Source organism: Desulfoscipio gibsoniae DSM 7213, from assembly GCF_000233715.2.
Classification (GTDB): domain Bacteria; phylum Bacillota; class Desulfotomaculia; order Desulfotomaculales; family Desulfallaceae; genus Sporotomaculum; species Sporotomaculum gibsoniae.
The window spans coordinates 1129260-1148528 of record NC_021184.1 but is presented as its reverse complement, the minus strand read 5'-3'; the positions used below and the strand labels follow the sequence as shown (position 1 = coordinate 1148528).

Here is a 19269-nt window from a genome sequence, read left to right as displayed (position 1 = left end):
GGTATAGTAATGTACCACAATAAAAATGCGCAAATATAACAGAATATTCTGCAATTTATGCGCAAGAATTTTTTAGAAGGAGAGCTCATCATGATTGATCCCGATTTTTTAATCAGCGAAAATAAACGGCTGAAGCATTTAGTAAATGAATTAGAGGATATTCTCGAATCCTTTTATGACGGCATCGGTATTATAGACGGAAACGGCACGTTACTAAGGGTAAATACAAGTTATGAACGCATAACCGGCCTCTCAAAAAAGAACAATAACGTTGGACGTAATGTGCGTGAACTAGAGGAAGAAGGGTCCGTATCAAGAGCCGTGGCCTTAATGGTACTGGAACAAAAAAAACCAGTTACCATCGTGCAGCGTATCAAAACCGGCAAGGAAATACTCATTACCGGCAGTCCGGTTTTTGACCGTCAAGGCAAAGTATACCGGGTTGTATGTAATATCAGGGATATTAATGAATTGAACATCCTAAGAGAACTGGACGAGGACAATAGGGAAGCTCAGGAATTACAGGAATTAAGAGCCAAACAGTTGGGTCATCACAAACTTATTTATAAAAGCAAAATCATGCACCAGGTTTTTGAGCTAGCTATTAAAGTTGCTAAGGTAAATTCTAATGTTTTAATTACCGGGGAATCAGGAGTCGGGAAAGAGGTTATTGCCAAAATCATTAATCAGGCCGGCCCTCGCGCTCAAAAACCGTTTTTACAAATAAATTGCGGCGCCATACCGGAAAACCTCCTTGAGTCCGAGCTGTTCGGTTATGAAGGAGGCGCATTTACAGGAGCTAAAAAAACTGGCAAAATGGGCTATTTTGAACTCAGCCACGAAGGTACGCTATTACTGGATGAAATCGGCGAATTACCATTAAATCTACAAGTCAAACTGCTAAGGGCCATTCAAGATCGAGAAATTTTTCGTATTGGTGGAACAAAACCTTATAAATTTGATGTACGCATTATATTTGCTACCAACCGTAACCTCGAAAAAATGGTACAAAATGGCCTTTTCCGGGCCGATTTATATTACCGGCTAAATGTAGTGCCCATAAATATACCACCATTAAGGAAGCGTACCGACGATATCATTCCCCTTGCCATCCATTTCCTAGAAATATTTAATTCCAAGCATAAAACTAACAAACGTTTTGAACCGGAGGTGTTGCTTGCTTTTGAACGCTATAATTGGCCCGGCAACGTGCGGGAATTAGAAAATGTAATTGAACGGCTAGTTATAATTAGCGATGAAGAAATTATTGGTCTGCAATATCTTCCGTTCAATAACATTAAATCAGAAGATACCACTGGTTTAAGTATCGAAGTTTTAAAACCTGTACCACTCCAAATAGCAACTGAGATTTTAGAAAAAAAAATTATCGCGAAAGCTTTGCTATTATCCGGAAGCACCAGAAAAGCAGCTAAGATTCTTGGTGTTACACATCCAACCGTAATTCGTAAAGCTCAAAAATATAACTTATAAAAGTAGTTAATTGTAAAAGTAACTAGTTGTAAAACAAAAATATTACTAGCGGTACAATAAAGTACCGCTAGTCTTATGATTTGATAGCAAAATAGTATTTTTTTTAAACAATTAACGGTAAACTTTTGTACCGCATACTACAAGAACAAAACTATTATTGAATTTATTTTGTCCGCTAAGCCTTTAATAATGACTGATTAAAGATGGTTTTAGTCATTTCACTCGTGGTTGGCGATTGGATTCACTATTCCGGAACAGGGATTGCTTGTTATATTTGTAAAACAATTAAATCCTTATGGAGGTGTTGATATCACAGAGAGTTCATTAATTTAAATTTTCCTAACTTTTTTGTTTATGAGCTGATTATTATTTAAGGAGGTTTTGGAAAATGTCTAATGCAGATCTGGTAATTAAAGACGGTCTAGTGGTAATTCCGGGTACCGGTATCCTAGAAACCGATATTGCCGTGGAAGGTGGTAAAATAAGCGCTCTAGGTGGCGAATTTACTGGTCGTAAGGAAATTATCGCTTCCGGCAGATACATACTGCCCGGAATCATTGACCCACACATCCATCTGGGTATATTTGGCGATTTAGTATCGGAAATGGAAACAGAAACTCGCTCTGGTTTATTGGGGGGAGTTACCACTGTTGGCTGTTATATGGGCGGTCCCGATCCATATTACCCAAGTTTTTCGAATACTATTGCCATGACCGAAGGAAAAGTAAGCACGGACATATTTTTCCACTTAGGCATTATGACCCCGGAACAAAAAGAGGAAATACCTCGTTTAATCGAAGAACTTGGGATTACTTCATTTAAACTGTATATGGCTGGCATCCCAGGGCTGATCCCCGATGTGGAGGATGGATTTCTTTATCAAACATTTGAAACAGCAGCCAAAATAGGCGATGGAATAATAATCTGTGTACACGCGGAAAACCCGTCCATTAACGCAACCTACCGGGCCGAATTACAAAAAGTGTTGACCGATGGTTCCTTGGCTGATTGGTCAGATACTCAGCCCAACTTTTCCGAAGAAGAAGCAGTGCGCAGGGCTTCCTATTTCGCAGGCTTAGCCGGAAACCGTCTATATTTTGTGCATATTTCCGCTGCTGAAAGCATCCGTACTCTGGCTGCCATAAAATCAGCCAACCCCAAAATATTTGTGGAGACAACATCACCATATCTATCCGTAACCAAGTTTAGTTCAAAAGGGTTGCTCGCAAAAATGGTACCGCCATTCCGGGAAGATGCCAGCGTAGAAGCTTTGTGGCAGGCAATACAAAACAACATTGTTGACACCATCGGCACTGATAACGTTACCCAAACCCTTGCCGTGAAGCAGGTAGAAAAAGGCATGTGGGGTGCCATGCCTGGTTACCCGGCCTTGGGCACCCATTTACCAACGATTTTAAATTACGGAGTTAATCAAAGAGGAGTCAGCTTGGTAAAGGTAGCCGAGTTAATGAGTAAAAAACCGGCCGAAATATTCGGCCTATACCCGCAAAAAGGAACCATTGCACCAGGTAGCGATGCTGATCTAGTAATAATTGACTTGGATAAAACAGTAAAAGTTGATCACCGAAACCTGGGTTCCGCCGGTGATTTCTCATTATTCGACGGTGAAGAATTAAAGGGCTGGCCAATAATGACTATTAAATCGGGCCAACTGGTGGTAAAAGACAGCCAATTGGTGGGCCAAAGCCAGGGTAAATTCTTACGGCGTTCCATTGGGTAACATTTTTCTTAACATTGCTACATTGTATTACCTTAAAGTGGAGAATTTCCTGTACACATAGTATCAACCGTTTTACAAAACTCCAAAATCAAAGTTATTTGGAGTTTTGTATAATAATTTTTTAGATAATTCAAATAATTTAATTCATTCTAAAAAAAGGAGGGTTTATATGGCTAAAGTAGCTACCCACACAAAATCTGGGGACAAATGGGTCAGAAGTGCCTGCAAAATGTGCTTGCATGGTTGTGGAATCAAGGTGCGGGTTAAAGACGGCGTAATATTAAAAATAGAAGGTGACCCGGATAATGCAAATAACATGGGTAAACTGTGTCCTAAAGGCCAGTCGGGAATCATGCGACATTATGACCCAAACCGGATTAAAACTCCGGTTCGGCGAACAAATCCCCAAAAAGGGCCGGGAGTAGACCCCAAGTGGGAACCCATATCATGGAATGAAGCCCTGGATATCGTAGGCAAACGCCTGAAAAAAATACGTTCCGAGGATCCGCGCAAACTTCTGGTGGCCATCAACGATTTTCAGCGTATCCACCTCTGGGGATGGGGTGCCGCGTTTGGCACCGGGCACTATTTTAACACCGTGGGGCAGTTTTGCGGTGCGGCCTATCACCCCTTCTGTGGCTTTTTTGATGGATCCTTTGCCTGTGCCAATGACTATAAGTACTGTAATTACTGGATTCAAATAGGTGGCGGCGATGGCTTTGGTGCCCACCTACACTTGTCCGGATCCATTAAACGCATGGCCGATGCCCGGGTTAATCGGGGATTGAAATTAATTGGAGTTGACCCCCGCATGGCATCTTACTGCGCCAAAGCCGACGAATGGGTACCAATTATCCCGGGGACCGACCGTGCTTTTATACTGGGTATGGTTTATGTAATCTTGTACGAACTAGACCGGTATGACGCCGAATTCATTAAAAAGTATACCAACGGCCCTTACCTGATTAAACCCGACGGTCGATATTTCCGCGACAAAGAGACCCAAAAACCAATGGTCTGGGACAGTGTGGACAACCGGGCTAAAGTATATGATGACCCTACAATTAAAGATTTTACCCTGGAGGGATATTTTAAAATTGATGGCATAAAAGTGCGGCCTGGCTTTCAGGTAATCAAGGATACCTTGAAGGATCATACCCCGGAGCGCATGTCTAAAATCTGTGATGTATCCCCTGGAACTATGCGTCGCATTGCCAGGGAATTTGTTGAAGAGGCACGTATCGGCAGCACCATCATGATCGAAGGCAAAGAGTACCCCTATCGCCCGGCAGCGATAAACTTTTACCGGGGGGCCATCGGGCATTATGACGGCACCCTTGACCATGCCGCCATAAAATTAATGAATTCACTGGTGGGAAACATTGATGTACCTGGCGGGCACCTGGGCGTAGGTTTGGATCACCGATTGCTGATTGTGGAGCCGGGCGAGGATGGGATGCTAAAGCCCCAACCGCATATTTTGCACCCTGGGGTACCTTTTGCTTACCCGCCCCAGACATTGCAAATGATAGAGTATTTTCCCATGGGGCTGGACCCGGGGCACCTGGTCTGTCATAACATTTTGCACCCGGAGGAATGGGGATTTGATTTTAAACCGGAAGCAGCGTTAATTTTCCACTCTAATCCGCTAAAGAACATTAACGGCTACCCCAAAGTGCTGGAAGTGTTCAAACAGCTGGAATTTATCGTGGCCATTGACATTTTGGCAAACGAGTCCACCGAGTGGGCGGATATTATTCTACCCGACCACGATTATCTGGAGTCAACCATGTTGACCCTTTGCGAACCGCCAGAGGTCACCGGCCATACCCTGCGCAAACCGGTGGTGGAACCGCTATACGATAGCCGGGACGGCCACGACATTCTCACTGATATATCAGAGCGCTGCGGCTGTCTGAATGAATTAAATGGTTTGTTAAATTTCACCATGTTTATCAAGCCTGAATATGCATTGAAACCCGGGCGCAAATACTCGCACCTGGAATGTATTGACCGAATGGCCAAAAGTATTTACGGGGAGCACATGGGTTTGAAATGGTTTCAGGAAAATAACAATGCGGTGCGCCCTCAAAAACCCGAAGAATGTTACCTGCCCTGGAAAGGTAATCGCATTTCCTTTTACCACGAATATTTTTTGCAAGTTGCTGAAGAGTTACAAGAACAGTTCCGGGCTGTGGGCAGAGAATGGGACACTTCTTCTTATCTTGCCGTACCCGTTTGGCGCGAGGAGCACCCCTTACACAAAATACCCGGTGAATATGACCTATACGCCATTAACTTTAAAGCCGAGGCAATGTTAAATCACTGTGAAAACACCACCATTCCCTGGATTAAAGAGTTAGTCAGCAATATACCTATTCACAAAGGCGTTTTAATCAATACCAAAACAGCTCAAGCCAAAGGCATCAAGACCGGTGACCGAATCAGCATCGAATCGCCTTTCGGAAAAGTAGAAGGTTTAGCCAGGGTCATTGAAGAGATTCACCCCCGGGTAATCGGCATATCCAACGCTATTACCCGCTGGACAATACACCCTGTGGAAAGAAAAATGAACGTTAATTTTAATCATTTGCTTCCGGGCAATCTAGAATTTACCGACCTAGCCTCGGGGCATCAGGAAACCGCCACCAAAGTTCGTATCAGCAAAATATAAAAAAGGAGTGAAAATATGTATGGCAAGGCTTGGCATGGTCATTGACCTGAAACGCTGCGTTGGCTGTAATGCTTGCACTGTGGCCTGTAAATCGGAGAACGGAACACCACCGGATATTTTTTTCACCAGGGTTCTTGAGCAAGTAGCCGGACAGTACCCAATTGTCAAAAAGAAATATATTCCTGTACTCTGCAACCACTGTCTTGATGCACCCTGCGTAAGGGTTTGTCCCACAGGGGCAACTTATAAACGAGAGAACGGCATTGTATTGGTTGATTATACTAAATGCATCGGCTGCAAAGCTTGCGTGGTAGCCTGCCCGTATAACAACCGCACTTTAATGCCCAAGGGAAAACTAAAAGAAGGACATTTTAAAAATCACCTAACCCCATATGAACAAGTTAAGTACAAAGATTTCTATGAAGGAGTGGTGGTAAAATGTACATTTTGCTATCATAGAGTAGACCAGGGACTGGAACCAGCATGTGTTAACACCTGCCCGGCTGGAGCCAGAGTGTTTGGTGACCTGCATGACCCCGAAAGTGAAGTCAGCCGGTTAATCCGGCAGCGCGGTGGCATGCAGCCCATGTCCGAAGCGAATACTAATCCTTCAGTATATTATCTTGAATAGGAGGGTTTAACTATGACAGCACAATCCGTGCCCATAGTAGAGGGTAACGAGTTTGTAATGGGGTTTCGCAAACAAACTGTTTGGACTCAGTGGATTGCCCTGGCCTTCTTTTTCGGCAAAATTGGCGCGGGGATATTCATCCTTTCTGTATTTTTAGGCACCCCGTTACTGGCCCTGGCCGGAATTTTGATCGAAAATATCGGCAAAGGCGGCGCACTTTTGATTCACCTGGGACGACCGGAAAGATTCTGGCGAGCCTTAACCCGGCCAAGCACTTCCTGGATTGCTCGAACCGTATGGGTAATGGGAATTTTTACTGCCATTGCCGCAATTTATTTACTTTTGCCCACGGGAAGCGCAGCATGGGAATTTTTCAGAATTTTGGCCCTGGTCAGTGCAGTATTAGTGGCCGTTACCGATGGTTTTGTAATGAATGATTCACCTGCCATTCCATTATGGAATACACCAATGATACCCTTTTTATTTATACTTTACTCCATATTGGGTGGAACAACAGTATTTTTCTTCCTCGTACACGGCGGATGGGTCACTGTTAATTCATTAATTAACCTGGAAACACTGGCAATTACTCTGATTCTAATTAACTTAATCGGCGTCGCTACTTACCTACTCAGCGTAGTAAACGCTACTGCTGCCGCCCGTGAATCTCTATTGCTATTAATTAAAGGTCCTTATTCCAAGATGTTTTTTGGCTTTGTGGTCTGCATCGGTTTTCTGTTCACTCTGTTTTTATCTCTGTTCGTGGGTGCTTCCGGCGGAACAGCCGTGGTGGGATTAATTACTTTAGCCGACCTAATTGGACACTTCTTCATTTTCTATCTACTGCTGCAAGCGGGGGTATACTCTCCGGTACTGGGCAAGTTGACTATTTAACACTACAGCTAAAAATATAGTTTATCGAACTATTAAGATGGATTTGCCACCACCTAAGTACAGTAGATAGAGTGCGCCACCCAAATAGCCGGTGCCGTTTAGCCGGTGCCGGGTGTTGAAAGTTGAAAATCTTTGATTTTTAACTTTCAACACCCGGCATCCATCAAAGCGAAGAAAGCTTTGCTTAAAAAGTAATTTTCGCTGTAGTATTAAAAATAAAGTTAAACTTTATTTCTCGGTATTTGACGATCTTGAGCCCAATGAGAATGAAAGAGAGCTATTTAATCCTATACGAACATTGATATACAACGGTTCGGGATACCCCGACGGCATTAAGGTGAGGACATTACATTCCTTTGCTGGCAAGAATAATGCGATGTAAGGGGTTATCCCCTGATGTAGTGGGGCGCATCCGAAGGAATAGCAATAATCATTTCCACAAACCCCGCATACTCACCATTCTTCTTGTACCAGGGTGTCTGGTAAATCAGCTTTTTCATACCGTTTTTTTCAATGGTATAGCAGTTTTTGACACCGTTATGAAGCATTGTTTTAAGCTTGCTTCGCGCAGGTTCAGGGTGGCAGTCAAATACACTCCTACCGATTAATTCTCTACCGCCATTTTTTCTAAAATGATCGGCAGCTGCGTCATTCATTTCAATAATTTTGCCGTTGGTATCGCAAAGTGTAACGACGGCGGGGAAATCTTTCACCCAGTCGCTGTTCAATATGATCACCTCTCCTGTGTATTGATTAATGATTAATTACTTATTGGTTATATTTTTGTATTTTATCATCATAAGATCAATGTAATATTAAAAATATGATTCCTTTATCAGTTATTTAATTGCATAAACCTACGCTAGATTAATTCCGTACTTTCTGGCTTTACGAACTACTGTTGAATGGTTAATCCCTAGAAGTTGGGCCGCCTTTCTGGCTGAGCCCGCTAAATTAAGGGCTTTTGTTATGAATTCCTTTTCCAGCATGTCTTTAGCCTGGTGCAAATCCATGACATTCAGGCCAAACACTTCTTCGCTTTGGAAAGTAGGCCGGTCACTACATCCAGCCAGATACACTTCCTTCAAAGTAATGGTATCATTAAGTGAAGAAACCACCAATCTCTCCACCACATTTTCAAGTTCCCGTACATTACCGGGCCAGGGAAAATTATTTAACCAACGCAGTACTTCAGGCAACAGCCTTTTATTCATTCCGTATTTCGTGTTGTATTTTTCTAAAAAAAACCCGGCCAGCGGCACTATGTCCGCCCTGCGTTCATGAAGGGGCGGTATATGAATGGGAACAACATTGAGGCGGTAAAACAAATCTTCCCGGAAAATCTTCTGGGTGACCATCTTTTTCAAATCCCGGTTGGTGGCGGCAATAAAGCGCACATCCACCTCTATGGATTTGATTCCTCCCAACCGAGTGAACTTTTTATCCTGTAGGACCCGCAGGAGTTTAACCTGCAACCCCAGTGGCAATTCACCAATTTCATCCAAAAACAATGTCCCTTTGTTGGCTAACTCCAATAGGCCCAGTTTACCTTCCTTACTGGCCCCGGTAAAGGAACCCTTTTCATAGCCAAACAGTTCCGACTCCAATAGGTTTTCCGGGACAGCGCCGCAATTAATTATCACAAAGGGTCCGTCTTTTCGCTTACTAACTTTGTGGAGGAGTTTGGCAACTACTTCCTTACCCACACCGGACTCTCCGGTCACCAGAACTGTAGAATCCACCCGACCAACGCGGAGTACCATTTCAATCACTCGCCGCATTTCCGCACTCTCACAGATCAGGTTATCAATATCCATCAGTCTGGTTCTGAGTTCCTGAAGCTCTGTATAGTAGCGAGATGTCTGTTCCCTGGTCTTTAGCATTTCCGTCGTAGTTTCCTCAAGTTTTTCCTTTAAAGCAACAATCTCTGAAATATCTCTGAATACCGCCACCGCTCCTATAAGATTTTTACCTTCAAACACCGGAGTAATATTAGCCATAATATCTATTCCCAGAGAAGTAATCCTGGATGGATCATCTACAATAGGTTTTCCTGAACTTAGAACATCCAGAATCCTGGAGGTGGGCTCGAAGTCCTTGAGCTTCCGCCCCAATACCTTCTCCTCGGAAACACCCAAGCTTCTCATGTATGCCGGATTTACGTAGATAATAGTGGAGTCCAAATCCACAACCACCACACTATCGTGGATAGCGTTAAGTATGCTGGCCAACCATTTCATGCGCTGATCTTGTTCCTTAGGCAGAAACCGAAACAGGTTCCCCAAAGCATCCTTAACTCCCGGAGTGCTTGTTAGTGTCTTTTTTATGTTGGAATCCACCATAAATCCACCCCTCCAAATTGAATACAACTCTCTATAAAACGTAAAACACTTTTTGTTGTCGATCAAGCATGACTTGCCAGGAATTAGAGTCCAAAAAATACTTCCTTAACTGCACTTGCCATTAATGTCATCTTAAGATACTTATACTGCACTTCTTGGCCAAACCCTTTTACCTCCGTTAGTTAACTGCGTTTATTGAACCCGAAGGTCGTATGCAATCGATCACCGGGGTCCATTAATTAAGTACTCCTATGGCCTGTGTTAAAAGTACCCATAAAAAATATAACAAGGCAAAGAAAAACGTGTGAAATCATAGAGTTCACACGTTTTTTCTTCAATAAAAAGTTAAAAAAATATGGTAAAATACATATTTGCAATAAATAAGTTAATAAAAGTAAATAAACTGCTACCGGAACAGGCGAACTAGTATTTTGATTTCGTCATGTAAGGGTATTAATTGTATACTATTCCGCCGGCACGGGTTCCGAAGAAAGAGAGAAAAACGCAAGCTCTTTTGTTAAAACGAAAGCTGCTTGTAACGCCTCTGTAGGACAAAGCGGAAAACATTCTTTACAATTCCAGCACTCCTTAGCGGCTATCTCTGGAATAAAGCTTATCTCCCGTTTTGTTCCTTTATCAACAAATTCAATAGCATGCTTCTTTTTAACCTCAGCACAGTATCTTACACATAAACCACAATGAATGCAAAATGAAGGTTCTTTTTCAAAACGGTTTTTGTCTGCACCATACTCTTGTGCCAAACCCTGCAATCCCCTGGCTTCAGGAGCATGGGCCAGTAACAATTCTAAAATCATTTTGCGAATTTTGTCTACCTTCTCAGACCTGGTTCTTACGATTAAATCTTTTTCCACCGGGTAAAGGCAGGAGGCAACAAGCTTGGTTCGACCGCGAACTTCTGCTTCTACTGTGCAAAGGCGGCAAGCACCATAAGGTTCTAACATCTCATGGTGACAAAGTGTCGGAATCGATATTCCCGCCCTTTGTGCTGCCTCTAAAACGGTCATCCCGCTCTCTGCTGCAACTTCCCTTCCGTCAATTTGTAAAATAATTTCACTCATTTTTTCTTTGCTCCCTTTAGGTTATAGTTCTCCCTTCTTCAGCTCCTTGCAGAAAAGAGCCGGACACCGTTTCTCCTTGATGTGCGCCTCATACTCATCTCTAAAGTACTTTAACATGCTCAATAATGGTTTAGGGACACTCCTGCCCAACGAACAAAGGGCTGCTTCACCAACTACCCCGGCTATTTCCTCCAAAAGCTCAATGTCCCCTTCTTTTCCTTTTCCATCGGTGATATCAGTGAGGGTTTTAAGCATCTGCCTGATACCTTCACGGCATGGTACACATTTGCCGCACGATTCACCACTGAGGAAATCAAGGAAGTACCTGGCGGTTTCAACCATACAGTTATCTTCATCCAATACCAGCATGTCGCCTGCGCCCAGTGAAGTGCCCAGTTTTGAAAGCACATCGAAGTCAAGTGGACTATCGATGAGACTCTCGGGAATAGAACCTCCCATAGGTCCTCCAAAGTGAACTGCTTTAAGTTTCTTTCCGTTTGGTATTCCACCACCAAAGTTATAGATAATCTCTTTAAGCGAGGTACCCATGGGAACTTCTACGACTCCTGTATTACATATATTACCTGATAAAGATATTAGTTTTGTTCCCTTGCTCCGCTCTGTCCCGATACTGCTATACCATTTTGAGCCATTATTAATTATCTGAGGTACGTTAGCCCAGGTCTCCACGTTGTTTAAGTTACTGGGCTTATTCCAAATACCACTAACCGAAGTACGAATATATTTGGGTCTTGGTTCCGGTGACTTCCCTTCTATTGACCTCATTAATGCACTGGACTCGCCGGAAACGAATATCCCTACATCTAGATGCACCTCAACATTAAAGTTGAAGCCGGAGCCAAGGATATTTTCACCTAAGAGTCCGTACTCCTTTGCCTCAGATAGGGCAATATCAATATTTTCTCTTAGCTGAGGGGTATCATGCCGGGTATAGATAAATCCCTGATGTGAACCGATGGTATAGGCTCCGATGATTAAGCCTTCCAACACGAGATGCGGGTTCCCAGTGAAGAGGGCTCGATCCATAAACGCCCCGGGCTCACCCTCGTGAGCATTGACAATTACATACTTTTCTTCTCCGGGCGCGTTTCGGGTAGTCTCCCACTTCGAACCGGCAGGGAATCCACCGCCGCCCCGGCCGCGCAAGTTGGCTTTCTTTATTTCTTCAAGGACTTGCTCGGGGTTCATCGCAAAAAGCGCTTTGGCTAACGCAGAATAACCGCCAATTGCCAGATAATCTTCTATGCTTTTGGGATTAATTTTAGGGTTATTGCCAATAAGTAGCCGCGATTGATTCTTGTAAAAAGGTATTTCAAATTGATGCACTGCTTTTGCACCAGTGTTGGGATCGGTGTAAATTAGTCGATCAATCACTTTCTTTCCAACTACAGTCTGAGATATAATCTCCGGCACATCCTCCGGTGTTACTTCCAAATAGCAGATTTCTTCAGGATAGATGACAACAATAGGTCCTTTTTCACAAAAGCCATGGCAGCCGGTTGCTCTAATATCAACTTTAGTTTCTAAGGATTGTTTCCTGATCTCTTCTTCAAAAGCGCTGATAACCCTGTCGTTGCCGAGGCCGAGGCAGGCGATTCCCGCGCATATGGCAATACAAGGCTTATCGGGTTCTATTTTTGATAAGATACCCTTCCTAAGTTCTTCCAATTCAGCCGCTGAATTTATATGTGCCATAATGCTCCCTCACTCATATTTTTTTAACGCGTCTGCTATCTCGGCAGGCGATATCTTACTGTGAGTCTTTCCATCGACTTCGATCATTGGACCTAAAGAACAGCAGCCCTGGCAGTTAACGGTCTCCAGGCTAAACTTTAAATCCGAGTCCGTTTCGCCGGGTTTAATTCCAGTCAGTTCTTGCACCTCGTCGAGAACCCGCTGCGCACCACGAACTTTACAGGCAGTACCCGTACAAACGTGAATTTCATGACGTCCTTTAGGTGTCAAAGAGAATGTCTTATAAAAGGTAGCTATTCTCAATACCCGGCTTAAAGGCACCTCTAATTTTTCACTGACCTCCACTAATACTTCTCTAGGCAGCCAATGATTTTGTTCTTGAATTTCCATTAATACTTTAATCAGTGAACCGGCTTGGCCCTGATGTTCATTTAATATTTGTTCAATTCTATCGTTATCCATAGTCTCTTACCTGACCTCCTTCTTTCCCCTGAGCCACTGTCTGCCTTTTCATACGTTGGGGACATTCCTCGACCCCAAAGCCTTGACCCCAAAGCTGAGGTGTGTCCCCTTTCCTCTAAACAAGAGCAAAGCGTTTCTGGCCATCTTCGTACTTGACTAATCCTTGCCTTGCTGAAGTATTAAGGTGCCTTGATATTTCAGATGGGGTTAGTCCTAAAATCTTAGTTATTTCTTCAGTTGAAAGGGGTCTTTCCCGCAGAAGTAACATAATTTGACTTATTGCAAATTTATCTGCTATTAATTCACGAAATATTTTTTCTAACTGTTCACCAGAGTAGAATTTTTTATATTCTTCTACTGTATTAAAATGTACTCTCAGCCTTTCATTAAGTATAAGTCTAATGTAGGGGGCCAGCTTTGTAATTGCTTTAAGTTTTAACTTTAATACAGTTTCATCTATTCCTTCACTTTGGCCTAGTGGTCCTAATTCCTTCACCGTTTTACCAAAGTCATTCATAACTTCGGTGAAACGGATTCCTTCACCGGCAGACATAAATTCCATCCTTAATCTTTCGGGGTTTAGACCCATGTGTTCCATTATTTTTTTACATAGAAACACCATGTTTAGTGCGTGGTAGTTTCCATGAGTATTATAATGGCAGTCTCCAAGATGACAACCACCGATAACTACCCCATCCGTTCCGTTTGATAAAGCTCTGAGTATAAATTCTATCTCGACTCTGCCAGTACACATCACGCGTATAAGCTTAGCATAAGTTACATATTGTTGTCTGGAAACTCCAGCCAAATCAGCAGCGCCGTATGCTCACCAATTACATAAAAAACCTAGAATTCTTGGCTTGAACTCTGTTCCTGTACCCACTTTTATCTCACCTCTTTAATTAGTAATCTCTCTTTGTAATCTCTCTTTGTTCGTTTAAATTGGGGATATTTATAAGTTGGGAACATTCCTAGCTAAGAAGGTGTGTCCCCTTTCTAACCATCTCCAACAACCGCATCAAGTTGTTATATCATATTTTCCTTTGGAACTGACGCGTCAATTTGACGAAAGACTTGTTCATGCGTATAGTGTTTTAGTGAAATAGCCCCTGTTGGACACTTTGTATTGCAGAGTCCATCTCCTTTACAGAGCACGGGATTAACGACAGCTTTTCTGCCCTTTTGTGTCTGACGAAATTCTATGGCGCCGTAAGTGCAGGCTGAGATACATGCTCCACATGAAATGCAGTTGTCCTCATTTACTTCGCAAACAGAGCCGGAGGCCGTGACTGCATCATGTGAGAGAAGAGTTAAGACCCGACCGGCTGCTCCATAAGCCTGGCTAATCGTTTCTGATATAAGCTTGGGATAGTGAGCTATCCCGCACAAATAAGCTCCTTCCGCAGCGAAGTCTACGGGCCTTAATTTGACATGGGCTTCTTGGAAGAAACCATCCGGACTCAAAGATACTTTAAATAATCCAGCTATTTCTTGACTTCCTGTGGAGGGAATAACGGCGGCAGCTAAGGCAAGTGCATCGGCATCTATTTCAAGCTTTTTACCTAAAATAGGATCGGTTACGGTAACCTTTAAAACTGGCCGGCCTTCATCGGATTCACCAGCTTCTACCTGTGGTTTATCATCAGGCTCATAGCGGATGAACCTTACCTCTTTACTTGCCGCTTCACGATAATAATCTTCTTTGAAACCATACGTTCTGATATCTCTAAAGAGAATGTAGATATCCATCTCGGGGTTTAGTTCTTTAAGTTTTAAGGCGTTCTTGATAGATTCGCTGCAACATACCCGGCTGCAGTAATTTCTGTCTTCGTTTCTGCAGCCTACGCATTGGATCATCACCAGACTTTCTGCGTTAATTATTTTTTCGTTTCCTTTGGCTATTTGCTCCTCTAATTCCAGGTGGGTCATAACCCTGTCATCTTGACCATAAAGGTATTCGGTGGGTTTATATACTTGGGCACCAGTAGCGATGACGGCTGCACCATGTTTTATCTCTGCAACCCCTCTTTCTGATTTTACCCTGGTCATGAAATTACCCACATAACCGCTAGCCTCCGTAATGGCGGCATCAGTATATACATGTATTAATGGATGTTGATAAACTTTGCGTATAACATCATGCAAATAAGCTTGAACATTGAGCCCTTCCAGGGTATAGTAAACTTTTTTGGCCATCCCACCCAGGTCCGTATTCTTTTCCACCAGGTGAACTTCATGTCCCTGGTGAGCTATGGATAGAGCACTGATCATGCCCGCCAGGCCCCCTCCGACCACTAAAGCCGTTTTGTTAACGGAAAGATCAAATTCCTGTAATGGTTCCAAGAGTGCAGTTCGGGCTACCGACATCCGGACTATTTCTTTTGCCTTTTGTGTGGCCTCCTCCTTTTCTTTGGAGTGGACCCAAGAGCAATGTTCTCTAATATTAGCAAATTCAAAGTAATATTGATTAATTCCCGCCTCCCTAAGTGTGTCCCGGAATAACGGCTCATGTGTCCTGGGTGTGCAGGCGGCGACAACTACGCGGTTGATACCTTTTTCCCGAATTGAGTCTGATATATGTTTGGCAGCATCAGTAGAACATATAAAAAGATTATCTTCAGCGTGAACAACATTAGGTAAGGTTAAGGCATAGTCAACTACGGAAGGGACATCTACTACTCTCCCGATGTTAGCCCCACAATGACACACATAGACACCCACCCTGGGCTCCTCACTAGAGACATCTTTTTCCGGCGGGTACACCCTTTCTCTGGATAGATTCCCTCGCCGGTAGTCAAGAAGTTCACCACATTGGGAACCAGCTCCGCTGGCGGTCACAACCGATTCTGGTATATCTACAGGGCCCTGGAATGCTCCGCTTGTAAAAATTCCCGGGCGTGAAGTCTCCATAGGATTAATGGGATTGGTTTTACAGAATCCGTGCGTATTAAGTTCAATGCCGAACTTATCTGCCAGGCCATTTGCATCAGTAGGCGGGTTCAATCCTACGGATAATACTACCATATCAAATTCTTCTTCTTTTACTCCATCCTCAACAGTAGAATATCTTATTGTTACGTTCTTGCTTTCCGGGAGTTCTCTTCCTATTGATACATAGCTTCTTATAAATCGAACGCCGGAAAGGTTGTTTGCTCTCTGGTAGAAGCGCTCGAAGTCCTTGCCATAGGCACGTATATCATTATGGAAGATGGTACACTCGGCTGCGGCGTCGTGGTCTTTGGTTAAGATTACCTGCTTTTGCGTGTAGGTGCAGCATACGGCTGAACAATAGCTGTTGCCGCCGGGTATAACCTGTCTGGATCCGACGCATTGAATCCAGGCTATTTTATGAGGATGCTTTTTGTCGGAGGCACGCAATATCTCACCTTCGTATGGGCCGGTGGAACATAATAGCCGTTCATAGTCCATGCTGGTTACCACGTTCTCATACTTTCCGTAGCCATAGTCATCCCTAGGTTTGGGGTCAAATGGCTCAAAGCCCGGTGATAAAATTATTGCACCTACTTCTATTTCTAACTTCTCCGCCGTTTGACTAAAATCTATGGCGTCATTCTTACAAACTGCCTGGCATACAGTACATGTCTTTCCTTTTAGGTAACGGCAGCTTTCATCTATATAAGTGACAAGGGGAACTGCTTGAGAAAAGTATACATGAATGGCTTTATTCTGTGATATCTCTTGATTATATTGATCAGGGTATGTAACCGGGCAATATTCTACACAGGTACCACAACCTGTACATTTGCTCTCTATTACATACCTGGGCTTTTTAATCAATGTTACCTTAAAGTCTCCTGCTTCCCCTTCGACACCGACAACTTCTGTATAGGTCATGATTTCTATATTGGGATGCCTGTTACATTCAACAAATTTAGGCGATTCTATGCACATGGAGCAGTCGTTGGTTGGAAAGGTTTTATCTAGCTGGGACATGTGGCCGCCAATGGTCGGTGCTTTGTCTACCAGGTAGACTTTAAAACCGGCAGTGGCAAGGTCAAGTGAGGCTTGAATACCGCTAATCCCGCCACCAACGATCATAACATCTCCAAAATTACTGCCTGCAAGACTTTTTATAAGCTGTCCTTCAATTCTTTCTTCTTTTTCCATTTGTCTCAGTCCTCATCAGTTTTTATTTACCCGTACTGTCCGGGTTTGGCCGGGTCAGCCGTATTTAATGTATTGAACAACCAAGTCGATCCGGGTGGAATATACACCCAACCAGCCTCCGCGTGCATGACCAAAGAAGTCAATGCCAAAGTAATAAGTATGCCGACGGCGCATTCGATCTCAGGTTGATAACAAACATTCAACCTGGATTGTGTCCAAGGTGTTATGTGCCCGATCTGGTATCGGATATAGTTGAAGTGTGTACACCACCATTAAGTTGATATAGCTCCTTCCGCCCTGGTAGGTGCCTTTCCGTTAAATAACTTCTTGGAGGATCTCCGTAATGTCCTTAACCTGGATAACATCATCATAATTCAGGACTACCCTGCTATCTTCAAAGTTGGTGATGCAATAGGGACAGGCGGTAACTAGCTCCTCAGCCCCAACCCCAATAGCTTGCTCTAATCTGAGGTTGGCAAATCTTTCAAACATTGGCGTTTCCGCCCAAATCCTGCCTCCGCCCATGCCACAACAAAAACTATTTTCCCGCGACTCAGGCATCTCGATCAGCTCTAAACCAGGTATCTTCTTTAAAACTTCTCGCGGTTCGTCATATATGCCGTTATGTCGACCCAGATAACAGGGGTCATGATAAGTAATTTTTTTAGCATACTCCTTGCTGATCTGAAGCCTTCCCTCATTAATCAGCTCGAATAAATACTGGGAGATATGCACTATCTCAAAGTGTACATTGAATTCAGGATATTCATTCCTGAAGGTATGGTAGCAATGGGGAGAAGAAACAAGGATTCTCTTAACCCCGTTGTCAATAAAAGTTTTGATATTTTCCCTGGCTAATTGCTTGAATAATTCCTCGTTGCCTGTCTTGCGAATGCTTTCCCCACAGCAATTCTCCCCGGCACCCAGTATTCCGAATTCTACCCCTGCCTTATTAAGGATTTTGGCTGTGGCAACTGCTACTTTCTTTAATCTTGCATCATAGCTGGGGTAGCAGCCGGGAAAATATAAAATTTCCATTCCTTCTTCGAAGGTTTGTACAGAGTGCCCCTTGGCCCATTCCGCCCTTTTGGTACGTTCTTCACCAAAGGGGTTGCCATCTGAAGTTAGGCCCGCGCTTGCAGCGCGAACAGGCTTAATAGCGGCGGGAAATACACCATATCCCGTGGCCATCCTGCGCAAGGCTACCATGTTTTGGATCTGCTGTACGTCCCTGGGACATATCTGAGCGCACTTTCCGCAGGTAGTACAACGCCAAATCTCTTCATGTTCTATCTCGGTCAATCCAAATGTGGCCTCTCGGATTAGCTTACGCATACTGAAAGTTCTGACTTTGTTCCAGGGGCAAACAGTATCGCATTTTCCGCATTGATAGCAGAATTTGACGGCGTCTCCACCGCTCTCTTTTATTTCCTCTATTACCTCTTTAATTGGGGCTTCAGTATCCACGACTTTTCCTCTTCTTTCAAATTATTTTACATTTCGACCTATTCACACATTTCACACTACTTTTTTTTTTATATTTCACATTAGATTTTAGCTCCTCTTTGAAATTCGGGTCAAGGTGTTCTGCAGCTTATTTAATCCATATTTATCTACCAATGATTTCAAGCTTGTTTCCATCTCGGCCGGCTTCACCTGTTCTTCAGCTTCAGCTTCAACTTCAACTTCCTTTTCTTCGTAAGTTAAGGCGTTACGGCTGCATATCTGAACACACAAAGGCTCTTTTTCATCTTCACACAAATCGCATTTAAGAGGCAGGCCGGAATCGGGGTCATAAAATAAATCCCTGGTCGGGCAGATAGTGCCGCAGAAACTGCACTCGCTGTATTCCTTGCCGTTTATTGTATAAGTGCGTCTGCCATCACATCCGGCTTTGGTATAATCAGTGGCGCGAATTGCAACCCACTCATCATTCCGCTCATCAATAACCACCCGGATCCGGGCCCGGGCCGGATTAAAGCTGCTATACTTCGGTTTGGCATGAAACGCAGCGCAGGCTATCTCACAAGCGCGACAGCCGTTGCATTTGTCCAGATCAACTTTTATTGTTTTAACTATTTTCTTAACTAACTTACCCATCGCGATTTTCA

General features: G+C 43.5%; 14 protein-coding genes. 5 read left to right on the top strand and 9 right to left on the bottom strand.

Annotated elements, in window-relative coordinates:
- Window positions 1–90 precede the first annotated feature (90 nt).
- From DESGI_RS05305 to DESGI_RS05285, 5 genes are all read left to right on the top strand, one after another.
- Window positions 91–1491, top strand: a complete 1401-nt coding sequence (locus tag DESGI_RS05305; protein ID WP_006523663.1) for a sigma-54 interaction domain-containing protein — start codon at window positions 91–93, stop codon at window positions 1489–1491.
- Window positions 1492–1879: 388 nt separating this feature from the next.
- On the top strand, window positions 1880–3232 hold the full coding sequence (locus DESGI_RS05300) for a dihydroorotase (RefSeq protein WP_006523662.1): 1353 nt from the start codon (window positions 1880–1882) through the stop codon (window positions 3230–3232).
- Between the two features lie 169 nt (window positions 3233–3401).
- Entirely contained in the window at window positions 3402–5906 is a 2505-nt protein-coding gene (locus DESGI_RS05295; protein ID WP_006523661.1) for a molybdopterin-dependent oxidoreductase, read from the top strand.
- 19 nt (window positions 5907–5925) lie between these two features.
- Window positions 5926–6537 carry a 4Fe-4S dicluster domain-containing protein gene (locus DESGI_RS05290; protein ID WP_006523660.1) on the top strand — a complete coding sequence of 204 codons (612 nt, stop codon included), beginning with the start codon at window positions 5926–5928 and terminating at the stop codon, window positions 6535–6537.
- A 12-nt stretch (window positions 6538–6549) separates the two neighbouring features.
- Window positions 6550–7431 carry a DmsC/YnfH family molybdoenzyme membrane anchor subunit gene (locus DESGI_RS05285; RefSeq protein WP_006523659.1) on the top strand — a complete coding sequence of 294 codons (882 nt, stop codon included), beginning with the start codon at window positions 6550–6552 and terminating at the stop codon, window positions 7429–7431.
- A gap of 386 nt (window positions 7432–7817) precedes the next feature.
- Here the strand turns inward: DESGI_RS05285 and DESGI_RS05280 are convergent, their stop codons facing one another.
- The 9 genes from DESGI_RS05280 to DESGI_RS05240 form a co-directional block, all read right to left on the bottom strand.
- Complete coding sequence (locus tag DESGI_RS05280; RefSeq protein ID WP_435050892.1) at window positions 7818–8168, bottom strand: PAS domain-containing protein; 351 nt, start codon at window positions 8166–8168, stop codon at window positions 7818–7820.
- 120 nt (window positions 8169–8288) lie between these two features.
- A complete protein-coding gene (locus tag DESGI_RS05275) occupies window positions 8289–9773 on the bottom strand; it encodes a sigma-54 interaction domain-containing protein (RefSeq protein WP_006523657.1) in 1485 nt (494 codons plus the stop codon).
- Window positions 9774–10237: 464 nt separating this feature from the next.
- The gene (locus DESGI_RS05270) at window positions 10238–10852 is read right to left on the bottom strand and encodes a 2Fe-2S iron-sulfur cluster-binding protein (RefSeq protein WP_015617924.1); all 615 of its coding nucleotides are present in this window, start codon (window positions 10850–10852) and stop codon (window positions 10238–10240) included.
- 21 nt (window positions 10853–10873) lie between these two features.
- Window positions 10874–12568: a (2Fe-2S) ferredoxin domain-containing protein gene (locus DESGI_RS05265; RefSeq protein ID WP_015617923.1), complete on the bottom strand. Its 1695-nt coding sequence runs from the start codon at window positions 12566–12568 to the stop codon at window positions 10874–10876.
- 9 nt (window positions 12569–12577) lie between these two features.
- On the bottom strand, window positions 12578–13030 hold the full coding sequence (locus DESGI_RS05260) for an NADH-quinone oxidoreductase subunit NuoE family protein (RefSeq protein ID WP_006524739.1): 453 nt from the start codon (window positions 13028–13030) through the stop codon (window positions 12578–12580).
- 115 nt (window positions 13031–13145) lie between these two features.
- Window positions 13146–13913 carry a hydrogenase iron-sulfur subunit gene (locus tag DESGI_RS05255; protein ID WP_015617922.1) on the bottom strand — a complete coding sequence of 256 codons (768 nt, stop codon included), beginning with the start codon at window positions 13911–13913 and terminating at the stop codon, window positions 13146–13148.
- Between the two features lie 143 nt (window positions 13914–14056).
- Window positions 14057–17158 carry a CoB--CoM heterodisulfide reductase iron-sulfur subunit A family protein gene (locus DESGI_RS05250; protein ID WP_006521304.1) on the bottom strand — a complete coding sequence of 1034 codons (3102 nt, stop codon included), beginning with the start codon at window positions 17156–17158 and terminating at the stop codon, window positions 14057–14059.
- A 315-nt stretch (window positions 17159–17473) separates the two neighbouring features.
- Window positions 17474–18625, bottom strand: coding sequence for a (Fe-S)-binding protein (locus DESGI_RS05245; protein WP_006521303.1), 1152 nt, complete (start codon window positions 18623–18625; stop codon window positions 17474–17476).
- An 87-nt stretch (window positions 18626–18712) separates the two neighbouring features.
- Complete coding sequence (locus DESGI_RS05240) at window positions 18713–19258, bottom strand: 4Fe-4S dicluster domain-containing protein (RefSeq protein ID WP_006521302.1); 546 nt, start codon at window positions 19256–19258, stop codon at window positions 18713–18715.
- Window positions 19259–19269: the final 11 nt, after the last annotated feature.

Bases quoted from the DNA above. Each gene is read 5' to 3' on its own strand.
- DESGI_RS05305 (WP_006523663.1), top strand. From the start codon at position 91: ATGATTGATCCCGATTTTTTAATCAGCGAAAATAAACGGCTGAAGCAT.
- DESGI_RS05300 (WP_006523662.1), top strand. From the start codon at position 1,880: ATGTCTAATGCAGATCTGGTAATTAAAGACGGTCTAGTGGTAATTCCG.
- DESGI_RS05295 (WP_006523661.1), top strand. From the start codon at position 3,402: ATGGCTAAAGTAGCTACCCACACAAAATCTGGGGACAAATGGGTCAGA.
- DESGI_RS05290 (WP_006523660.1), top strand. From the start codon at position 5,926: ATGGCAAGGCTTGGCATGGTCATTGACCTGAAACGCTGCGTTGGCTGT.
- DESGI_RS05285 (WP_006523659.1), top strand. From the start codon at position 6,550: ATGACAGCACAATCCGTGCCCATAGTAGAGGGTAACGAGTTTGTAATG.
- DESGI_RS05275 (WP_006523657.1), bottom strand. From the start codon at position 9,773: ATGGTGGATTCCAACATAAAAAAGACACTAACAAGCACTCCGGGAGTT.
- DESGI_RS05270 (WP_015617924.1), bottom strand. From the start codon at position 10,852: ATGAGTGAAATTATTTTACAAATTGACGGAAGGGAAGTTGCAGCAGAG.
- DESGI_RS05265 (WP_015617923.1), bottom strand. From the start codon at position 12,568: ATGGCACATATAAATTCAGCGGCTGAATTGGAAGAACTTAGGAAGGGT.
- DESGI_RS05260 (WP_006524739.1), bottom strand. From the start codon at position 13,030: ATGGATAACGATAGAATTGAACAAATATTAAATGAACATCAGGGCCAA.
- DESGI_RS05250 (WP_006521304.1), bottom strand. From the start codon at position 17,158: ATGGAAAAAGAAGAAAGAATTGAAGGACAGCTTATAAAAAGTCTTGCA.
- DESGI_RS05240 (WP_006521302.1), bottom strand. From the start codon at position 19,258: ATGGGTAAGTTAGTTAAGAAAATAGTTAAAACAATAAAAGTTGATCTG.